9 protein-coding genes are annotated in these 9612 nt (G+C 64.4%); 2 read left to right on the forward strand and 7 right to left on the reverse strand.

The window, feature by feature from the left end:
- From LPZ50_RS16765 to LPZ50_RS16795, 7 genes are all read right to left on the reverse strand, one after another.
- Positions 1–932 (reverse strand): Ldh family oxidoreductase (locus tag LPZ50_RS16765; RefSeq protein ID WP_230662815.1); only part of this gene is annotated, 932 nt, incomplete at its 3' end.
- On the reverse strand, positions 932–2605 hold the full coding sequence (locus LPZ50_RS16770) for an ABC transporter ATP-binding protein (protein ID WP_230662817.1): 1674 nt from the start codon (positions 2603–2605) through the stop codon (positions 932–934). The genes LPZ50_RS16765 and LPZ50_RS16770, both read right to left, overlap by 1 nt.
- Positions 2602–3531, reverse strand: coding sequence for an ABC transporter permease (locus tag LPZ50_RS16775; RefSeq protein ID WP_230662819.1), 930 nt, complete (start codon positions 3529–3531; stop codon positions 2602–2604). Before LPZ50_RS16775 ends, LPZ50_RS16770 begins: the two co-directional genes overlap by 4 nt.
- A gap of 2 nt (positions 3532–3533) precedes the next feature.
- Entirely contained in the window at positions 3534–4448 is a 915-nt protein-coding gene (locus tag LPZ50_RS16780) for an ABC transporter permease (protein WP_230662821.1), read from the reverse strand.
- Positions 4449–4529: 81 nt separating this feature from the next.
- The gene (locus LPZ50_RS16785) at positions 4530–6041 is read right to left on the reverse strand and encodes an ABC transporter substrate-binding protein (RefSeq protein ID WP_230662823.1); all 1512 of its coding nucleotides are present in this window, start codon (positions 6039–6041) and stop codon (positions 4530–4532) included.
- A 105-nt stretch (positions 6042–6146) separates the two neighbouring features.
- Positions 6147–7052: a 5-dehydro-4-deoxyglucarate dehydratase gene (kdgD, locus tag LPZ50_RS16790; RefSeq protein ID WP_230662825.1), complete on the reverse strand. Its 906-nt coding sequence runs from the start codon at positions 7050–7052 to the stop codon at positions 6147–6149.
- A 64-nt stretch (positions 7053–7116) separates the two neighbouring features.
- A complete protein-coding gene (locus LPZ50_RS16795; protein ID WP_230662826.1) occupies positions 7117–7869 on the reverse strand; it encodes a FadR/GntR family transcriptional regulator in 753 nt (250 codons plus the stop codon).
- A 422-nt stretch (positions 7870–8291) separates the two neighbouring features.
- Here LPZ50_RS16795 and LPZ50_RS16800 point away from each other — a divergent pair, with 422 nt between their 5' ends.
- A complete protein-coding gene (locus LPZ50_RS16800) occupies positions 8292–9296 on the forward strand; it encodes an ABC transporter substrate-binding protein (protein ID WP_419195604.1) in 1005 nt (334 codons plus the stop codon).
- Between the two features lie 113 nt (positions 9297–9409).
- Positions 9410–9612: LysE family transporter (locus LPZ50_RS16805; RefSeq protein WP_230662830.1), on the forward strand; the 203-nt coding region annotated here is incomplete at its 3' end.

The raw sequence follows: 9612 nt of genomic DNA on the forward strand, positions 1-9612 counted from the left end.
ACCGGCCGCGCCGGGTCGATGGGCCGGGCGGCGCGCGTGGCGTCCGCCAAGGCCTGCATCTCGTCCAGGAAAGCATCGCGGCCCGCGAAAGCATCGGGATCGATGACCTGAAGCAGAAAGCCCTGGGCTTTTTCATCCGACAGGCGTCCCAACCCTGGCAGCCCCAGCGACATCGCCCCTACCAGCATGGCAATGGCATAGCCCTTGTAGCCGTGATCCATCCCGCCCAAGGGAAGAATGGTGCCCGGCGGCTGGCTGGCCAGGGCCGCGGGGTCATCGGTCACCTGTCCGTCGGCGCTCAGCAGGGCCGGCCACGGCAGGTGTTCACCGCGCGCGTGCACCTGCTTGACGAAACTGTTGCTGGTCAGCGAAGTCGTGGTGTCTATCAGGATGGGCGTGCCGCGCGTGGGGATGCCGGCGGCGATGGGCTCGCTGGTCACCACCGGATCCAACCCGCCGAAGGGCGCCACCGACCGCACCTTGGTATCCGTGGCCCACAGCAGGCACATGTAGCCGGCATCGGTCACCTCGGGCAAGTACACCTGCAGGGCGCCGATATGCTGGCTGTGGCGCACCGCGATGCTGACCATGCCCTGATCCGGCACCCGCGCCAGGGCTTCCTGGATGGCCTGGTGCATGGCCCAGTGGCCCGGCAGCATGGCCGCGTCCCACAACAGGCAGCCGCCCTTCTCTGATATGCGCCGGATCTCGCCGTGCCGCTGCGTGGCCCCTTCGGTAATTTCTTTCAGATAGCGGGGCAGCAATGCCAGCCCATGGGTGGCGTGCCCATAGAGGTCGGCATCCACCACGCGCCGCGCCACCACGGCGGCGATGTCGGCATCCACATCGACAGCCGCGAGGCAGCGTTGCGTAAAAGCCACCAAGGCCTCGTAGGCATAGCGCGATTCAGCTTGCTTATGGGTGCCGGTCATCAGGCCGCTCCCGCCGTCAGTGGGGATTCGGCTTGCAGCCATTTCGGCTGGGGCGTGGCCGCCAGCAGCTGGCGGGTGTATTCATGCGCGGGCTGCTTGAAAATCGCCGAGGTCGCGCCCTGCTCCACGATCTTGCCCTGTTGCATCACCACGATACGGTCGGCGAAATGCCGCACGATGGGCAGGTCATGCGTGATGAACACGTACGACAGGCCCAGCCGCGTGCGCAGGTCGGCCAGCAGGTCGATGACCTGGGCCTGAATGGATACGTCCAGCGCGGACACCGCCTCGTCGCATACCACCAGGTCAGGCTCGCTTGCCAGGGCGCGCGCGATGGCAATGCGCTGCCGCTGTCCGCCCGAGAACTGGTGCGGGTAGCGCGGCGCATGATCCGGCTTCATACCCACCAGCTCCAGCAATTCCGCCACGCGGTCGCGCCAGCGCGGCTTGGCCAGGATGTCGGCATGGATGACCCAGGGCTCTGAAATAATGTCATGCACCGTCATGCGCGGGTTCATCGACCCGAAAGGATCCTGGAACACCATCTGCACCTTGCGGCGGAACTTGCGCATCTGCCGCTCGTTCATCTGGAAAATGTTCTCGCCCTTGTAGTAAGCAGCGCCCGATGTCGCGTCGAACAAGCGCAGCAGCATGCGGGCGATGCTGGATTTGCCCGATCCGGATTCCCCCACGATACCGAGGGTTTCGCCGCGGCACAGCTCGAAGCTGACGTCGTCCACCGCGCGCATGACCTGCTTGCCCGCGAACGCGCCCGACGACAGGCGGTATTCCTTCACCAGGTGCTCGACGCGCAGCACCACTTCCTGGGCCACCGCCTCGGACCTGCGGTTCGACAGGTCCGCCTGGTCGCCATGCGGCAAGGCCGCAGTCAAAGTGCGTGTGTAAGCATGCTGCGGATTGGTGAACACATCCCGCGCGACTCCCGCCTCGACGATCTTGCCGGCTTTCATGACGATGACCCGGTCGGCCATCGAAGCGGCGACCTCCAGGTCGTGCGTGATCATGATCAGCGCCATATGACGCTCGCGCTGCAGGTCGCGCAGCAGATCCAGTATCTGCGCCTGCACGCTCACGTCCAGCGCGGTGGTGGGTTCGTCGGCGATCAGCACATCGGGCTTGAGCGCAATGGCCATGGCTATCATCACGCGCTGGCGCTGCCCCCCGGAAAACTGGTGGGGATAGAAATCCACCCGCAGCTCGGGCTCGCGTATGCCCACCCGCCGCAGCAGCTCGATGGTTTGCGCGCGCGCCTGCCGGGCGTCGGCCGCGCCGTGGCTCTGGAACACTTCGGCGATCTGGCGCCCCACCGTGTACACCGGGTTCAGGTACGCCAGCGGATCCTGGAAAATCATGGCGATCTTGCAGCCATTGATCCGGCGCCGCGCGTCGTCATCCAGGCGGGTAAGATCCTGGCCCTGGAACTGGATGCTGCCCTGCACGATGTCGCCGGGGGGGCAATCCACCAGGCCCATCACGGTGCTGGTGCTGACACTCTTGCCCGAGCCGCTTTCCCCCAGTATGACCAGGGTTTCACCGGGGTGCACATGGAACGACACATTGTCTACCGCGCGCACCGGTTCGTCGTCCGACAGGAAATCAACCGTCAGCCCGTCGATGCGCAAAATGGGCTGCCTGCTTGCTTCAGTCATCATCGCGCCGCCTTTTTCAGTTTCTGCAGCCGCCAGCGCTGCTGCGGGTCGGCCAGGGTGCGCGCCCAGCTGGAAAGGATGTTCAGCGACAAGGTGGTCAGCATGATGGCCAACCCCGGCCAGAAAGCGATCCACCACGCCGTGGACAAATAACCGCGCCCGGTGGCCACCATGGCGCCCCAGGTGAACTCGGGTGGCTGGATGCCCAGCCCCAGGAAGCTCAGCGCCGATTCGGCCAGGATCACCGTGGCGAAGTCGATAGCGGAAATGGTGATCAGCGTGGGCACCACCAGCGGCGCGATGTGGCGCAGCAGAATGCGCGCCGAACTCGCCCCCATGGCCCGCGCCGCGCTCACGAACATGCGTTCGCGCAGTTCAAGTACTTCGGCCCTGGCCGTGCGCAGGTATACCGGCATGCGCGTGATCGCCAGCACGATCACCAGGTTCGTGACACTGGGCCCCAGGGTGTAAAGCACGATCAGCGCCAGCAGCAGCGACGGAAAACTCATGATGATGTCGGCCGCCCGCTGGATGACATGGCTGTACCAGTTCTCGCTATAGCCGGCCACCAGCCCCAGCAGGCCGCCCACCAGCATGGACGTGGCCACGGCCGCGGCGGCGATACCCAGCGTATTGCTGGCCCCCACGATCAGCCTGGGTAGAATGGGCCGGCCCAGCGTGTCGGCGCCCAGCCAGTACAACCAGCCCGCGTCCAGGCTGAACGGCGCCAGGTTGCGTTGGCGCAGGCCCAGTTTGGTGGCGGCATCCCCCATCAGCCAGGGGCCCGCCAGCGCGGCCAGCACCAATATGGCCAGGAACACGGCGGCCGCCAGGGCGAACTTGTCGCGCTTCAGATAATTGAACAACACCCGGGCGCGCGTCGGCTTGGGCGCGGACACGGGGCGCACGGCAGAAGGAATGGCGGACATAGTCAATACCGGACGCGGGGATCGAGCACTGCGTACAACAGATCGATCAGGATGTTCAGGATGAAGATCGCGGTCGCGGTGACCAGGATCGTGGACTGCACCACCGCGAAATCGCGCTGGATGATGGAATCGATCATCAGCTTGCCTATGCCCGGCCAGCCGAACACCGATTCGACAATGACCGCGCCGTTGATCAGGCCGGTGGCCAGGTCGCCGGCCACGGTAATGACCGGCAACAGGGAATTGCGCAGCGCATGCCCGAACACCACGCTGTGCCGCCCCAGGCCCTTGGCGCGCGCGGTCTTGATGTAGGGCGAGGCCAGCGACGACAGCATGGTGCCGCGCACCACCTGCACCAGCAGGCCGAAGGGCCGCAGCATCAGCACGAAAATGGGCATCACCCAGAATTCCCAGCCGCCCGTGCCGGACGTGGGCAGCACGCCCAGGCCCACCGCGAACACCAGGATCGCCACGATGGCCACCCAGAAATCCGGCGCGCTGGCCCCCGCCAGCGACACCAGGCTGGCAATGCGGTCGAAAACGCCGCGCGGCCGCGCGGCAGCCAGCGAGCCCACCAGGATGGCCAGCGCCACCGACAGCAGCATGGCCACGAAAGCCAGTTTCAGTGTCTGCGGGAACGCCTCCAGCGCCACGTCCATGGCCGAACGGTGCTGGCGCATCGACTCGCCGAAATCCAGCCGCAGCAGGTCGGCCAGATAGTTCCAGAACTGGATGTAGATGGGCTGATCCAGCCCATTCAAGTGGGCAAAGGCCGCGCGGGCCTCGGGTGTGGAATCCAGGGGCAGGTACAGCGCCGACGGATCTCCGGTCAGGCGCGTCAGGAAAAACACCAGGGTCAGCAGGCCCAGGATGGAGATAACGCTATAGGACGCCCGTCGTCCAAGGTAATGCAGCATGGTCGGGTCCTTGCTTGGCTTGAAACAAAGCAACTAGAAGCGCCCCGCCCCGGCGGCGGACAGCGCTTCCAGAAGCAGGCATCAGTTCTTGAACTTGATGTTCGCCAACGGGATTTCGCTGTTCGTGGTGATGTCCGGTTTCCAGTCCAGGCGATTGCCCACGCGGGTATAGCCGATCATGTGGAACATCGGGATATCGGGCACGATCTCGGTGCGCATCTGGCGGAAGATCTTCTTGAAACCGTCTTCACGCGCCTGGCCCGTGGCGGCCATCGCGGCATCGATCTCCTTGTCCACGGCCGGGTCGTTCATGGTGGAATACTGGCCGCTGGAACGGTAGAAGATGGGAATCGTGAACGCCGCGTCGCCCTTGTTGTTGTCGTGCATCATCTGCACCAGGTTGGCGCCGCGCTCGGCCGGGAACGGTTTCTGCAAATAGCGCGTCCAATCCGCCACGTCCAGCATCACCAGCTTCACGTTCAGGCCGGCCGCTTGCCACATGGCCATCATGGCCTCCATGGCTTCCGCGCCATTGGGGTAGATGCCGTTACGGCCGATCAGCTTGATCTCGGCACCCACCTTGACACCATCCGCTTTCGCGGCGTCCACCAGTTTCTTGGCTTCGGCGGCGTCGTATTTCCAGGGCTCCAGCTTGTCGTCGTGGCCGATGATGCCCGGCACCACCATCTGCGAAGCGCGCTGGATATCATCGCCGAACAACTGGGCCAGGCCTTCCCAGTCGATGGCCAGGTTCAGCGCCTTGCGGACGCGCGCATCGTCCAGGGGCGGCTGCTCCATGTCGATGCGGATGGCGGTGGTTTCCGAATTCAGGTAGGCGAAATCGGTCTTCGGGTTCGAGGCGTCCTGGATGGCGATGGCCGGCGTCAGGTCGGCTTCGCCGGTTTCCACCATGGCCGCGCGTATCGACGATTCCTGGCGCCACACATAGGTGGCCTTGGTCACCGCCGGCTTGTCACCCCAGTAGCCGTCGAACGGGTCCAGCACCACGGTCTGCGGCGAGAAGGTCGCCAGCTTGAACGGGCCGGTGCCCGCGGGGTTGTTTACCGGCTTGTCCACCGGCGTCTTGGGCGACACCACCATCACCACGCTCAGCAGCGTGGGCAGAATAGGCTGCGGCCGGTCGGACTTGATCTCGACGGTGTAGTCGTCCACCGCCTTGACCGTCAGCTTGGCGTTGCCGAACTTGGCCATGTTGTTGCAGGTAAGCTTGCCACCCGTCATGCGTTCGATGGAAAACACCACTGCCTTGGCGTTCAGGTCGCTGCCATCGTGAAACTTGACGCCCTGGCGCACCTTGAATCGCCAGGTATTCGGGTCGACCTGTTCCCATCCAGTGGCCAGCTTGGGCATGGCCTTGCCGGTCTTGGCATCGATGACGGTCAGCGGCTCGGTGATGTTCTGGTTCAGCACCTGGCCAACATTGGTCATGATGCTGCCGCACGGTTCCAGGTTGGCGGGCTGCTCGGGCAGCACGATTTTCACTTCCCGGTTGCCGCTCTGTGCCAGCGCGGGGCCGGCCATGGCGGCCAGCACGGCCGCCGAGGCCAGCGTAAGCATGCCTGCTCGTTTCATGTCTTCCTCCTTAGGGGGTTGTGCAACAGTCCTGTGGTGTTCTTCTAGGACATCTGCGCTGCGGCGGACAGCCTGTCTTGCCGCCCGCCGCAAGCCATTGCGGTATCAGCGGCCGGCGCGGTCGATCAGCGCCTTCAGCATTTCCTTCTCGTTGGCGCGCAGATTGGTCAGCGGCGCGCGAACCGGGCCGGGGGTATGGCCTATCAGCTCCACGCCCGCCTTGATGATGGACACGGCATAGCCTTTCTCGCGGTCGCGGATGTCGGCGAACGGGAAAAAGAAGCTGTCCAGTATCTGCGCCATCGTGGCTTCGTCATTGGCGCGCAGGGCCTGGTAGAAGCGCAGCGCCAGTTCGGGCACGAAATTGAACACGGCCGACGAATAGGTGTTCAGGCCCAGGCCATTGAAGCCCTGGGCGAACAATTCATGCGTGGGCATGCCGCCGATATAGCTCAGGCGGTCGCCCAGCTTGGCGGTAATGTGGCGCACCAGGGCCGTCTTGCCGGTGCCGTCCTTGAAGCCGATCAGGTTGGGGCAGGCGTCGGCCAGGCGGGCCACCGTATCGGCGCTGGCCACCGAATTGGCGCGGTTGTAGATGATGACGCCCAGGCCGGTGGCATCGCACACCGCTTTCACGTGCTGGTAAATGCCTTCCTGCGGCACTTCCATCAGATAGTGCGGCAGCAGCAGCAGGCCGTCGGCCCCGGCGGCCTCCGCGCGGCGCGCGATGTCCTTGGCCAGTTCGGTGCCGTAGCCGCAACCTGAAATGATGGGCATGCTGCCCGACGCCTCTTTGGCGGCGCGCGTCACGTCGCCGATTTCCTGGGGGGTCAGTGAAAAAAGCTCGCCGGTGCCGCCGGCGGCAAACAATGCCGCGGCGTCGAACTTCGACAGCCAACCCACGTGCTTCTGGTAACTGGGCAGGTTCAGGCTGAAGTCGTCATGGAAGTGCGTAACCGGGAACGACAGCAGGCCGGACGCGATACGAGCCTTGAGTTCTTGGGGGGACATGCGGTGCCTCTCAGTGTCATAGTATGTATTTCGTGAAAATCATATTATGACTTTTCAAGGCGCGTCAATCACTTTCCACCAGGGCCGGCGGCGAACGCCGCGTCAGTGAGCGGTAACGCTGGATGCCGATCAGCAGATGCCGGCGCATGGCCTCGCGCGCCCGGTCGACATCGCTGGCGAAAATGGCTTCGGCGATTTCTTCATGCTCGGCCAGGATGGTGTGGTCGCGGCTGGGTAGCGGGTCGTAGCCGCCCATGACGGTGCGGAATTTCACGCGCGGGATCATGCGCCGCCCGATGTGTTCCAGGAAGGTTTTGAAACGGCTGTTGTTGGTGGCCGCGGCAATCGCCATGTGGAACCGGAAATCCGAGTCGTCTGTCGACTTTCCCTCGGCCATGAGCTGGGCGAAGGCATCCAGTTCCGACTGGATGGCGGCCTCCTGGGCCGGCGAGCTGCGCGCCGCGGCCAGCCCGGCCGCCTCGACCTCGATGCCGATGCGCAGCTCCAGTTCTTCGATGATGTCGGAGATCTTGTCGGTGGCATGCGAAAACAGCATCAGCGTTTCCGGCGACTGCTGCGGGCCCAGCACGAAGACGCCCGCTCCCTGGCGGGATTCCAGCAGTCCGTCGGCGCGCAGCGTGGCCACGGCCTCGCGGATGACCGTGCGGCTGAAGCCGAACTTTTCCACCAGCACCTGCTCGGTGGGCAGCTTGTCGCCCGGGGCGTACACGCCACCTTCGATGCGGGAACGAAGCTCGTCCGCCACCTGGGATGAAAGCGTCTTCTTCTTGGCCTGGCCCACGGGGCGTGCTTTCATGGTTTGCTCCTGCCTAGCGGCGTACCGCGTAGATTTGTATGACTTTAAAAAAGCTCATCATATGACATAACCGGGCATATGTTGAGCCGCCCACGGCGGGATGGTAGCCCGCGGACACGGCCCGAAAGTGTGCGCTTGCTATCATTGACCCTTTTTTTGCCGCCGGGCCGCCCCAAGGCAAAAAGCCCCCTTGGGGGGCAGCAAGCCGAAGGCGCAGCGTGGGGGCGTTTCTTGCCGCCGGGCCGCCCCAAGGCAAAAACCCCCTTGGGGGGCAGCAAGCCGAAGGCGCGGCGTGGGGGCGTTTCTTGCCGCCGGGCCGCCCCAAGGCAAAAAGCCCCCTTTGGGGGGCAGCAAGCCGAAGGCGCGGCGTGGGGGCCTTTTTTTGCCACGGAAGACAGGGACATAGATCGATGATTTATCGCTTGCGCATCAACCGCATTCTGGCCGCCGCCAGCCTCGCCATGGGTACCGCACTGAGCCTGAATGCCCACGCCGACACCCCCAGTTGCGAACTGGACAGGCCGGTGAAGTTTGGTGGCATGAACTGGGAATCGAACCTGATACTGGTCAATGTAGAGCGCTTTATCGTCGAACATGGCTATGGCTGCAAGACCCAGGTGGAACAGGGCGACACCCTGCCCATGTTCGCGGCGCTGCAGCGCGGCGACGTGGATATCAACAGTGAAATCTGGATCACCCAGATGCAGAAGCCTTGGGACGAGGCGATTGCATCGGGCAAGATCAAGCAGCTGGGCAATGTGTTCACCGGCGTGGATGGCTGGTATGTTCCCCGCTACACCGCGGAAAAATTCCCCCAACTGCGCCATGTTGAAGACCTGAAAGGCCTGCACGAGCACTTTGCCGACCCCGAAGAGCCCGGCAAGGGCCGCGTCTACGGCTGCCCCGTGGGCTGGACTTGCGGCACCATCAACGCCAACGTGCTCAAGGCCTTCAAGCTGCAGGACGACTACCTGATGTATTCCCCGGGTTCGTCGGCCGCGCAGCGCGCCGCCATCACGTCGGCCTACAAGCGCAAGAAGGATATTGTCTTCTACTACTGGACGCCCACTTCGCTGGTGGGTTCGCTGGATCTCGTGAAGCTGGAAATGCCGCCCGTCGACGAGAAAGCCCTGCCCTGCATCACCGACCCCAAGTGCCAGGATCCCCAGCCCACCGGCCTGGCGCCCTATCCGGTGGTAACCGCGGTGAACAGCGCATTCGCCGACAGCGCCCCGCAGCTGGTGGCATTCCTGTCCAAGGTCAGCGTGCCCGAGGAAACCATGACGAAGACACTGGGCCACATGGAACGCGAAGGCCTGGAAATCGAAGAGGCGGCGATGTACTTCCTGAAGCAGCACGCCGCCATTTGGCAGGAATGGATGCCCGCCGACGTAGCCCAACGGGTACGCCAAGAGCTGGGAAGCTGAAGGAAGGCCCTGCCCGGAAACGCGCCGCGCGGTGAAACATGGGCATCGCCCATTTGCCAACCGTGCGGCCGCTGCGCTAGATTGGCCGTTCATCGCGCGCAACGGATCCCGGCATGTCTTCCAGCATCAACCTGACCCTCATCCTGGCCGCCGCCCTGGTGGCATCGGCCAGCCCCGGCCCGGCCACGCTGGCCATCGCGGGCACCTCGATGGCGCATGGCCGCCGCGCCGGCATGGCGATGGCGTCCGGCATTACCACCGGCTCGCTGTGCTGGTCGTGCATGGCGGCATTCGGGCTGGGCGCGGTCATGCTGGC

This window comes from Bordetella petrii (assembly GCF_020991325.1).
Classification (GTDB): Bacteria; Pseudomonadota; Gammaproteobacteria; order Burkholderiales; family Burkholderiaceae_B; genus Bordetella_A; species Bordetella_A petrii_E.

What these genes read in the sequence shown, in the direction of transcription:
- LPZ50_RS16785 (WP_230662823.1), bottom strand. Translation starts at nt 6,041, where the DNA reads ATGAAACGAGCAGGCATGCTTACGCTGGCCTCGGCGGCCGTGCTGGCC.
- LPZ50_RS16780 (WP_230662821.1), bottom strand. Translation starts at nt 4,448, where the DNA reads ATGCTGCATTACCTTGGACGACGGGCGTCCTATAGCGTTATCTCCATC.
- LPZ50_RS16770 (WP_230662817.1), bottom strand. Translation starts at nt 2,605, where the DNA reads ATGATGACTGAAGCAAGCAGGCAGCCCATTTTGCGCATCGACGGGCTG.
- LPZ50_RS16795 (WP_230662826.1), bottom strand. Translation starts at nt 7,869, where the DNA reads ATGAAAGCACGCCCCGTGGGCCAGGCCAAGAAGAAGACGCTTTCATCC.
- kdgD (WP_230662825.1), bottom strand. Translation starts at nt 7,052, where the DNA reads ATGTCCCCCCAAGAACTCAAGGCTCGTATCGCGTCCGGCCTGCTGTCG.
- LPZ50_RS16775 (WP_230662819.1), bottom strand. Translation starts at nt 3,531, where the DNA reads ATGTCCGCCATTCCTTCTGCCGTGCGCCCCGTGTCCGCGCCCAAGCCG.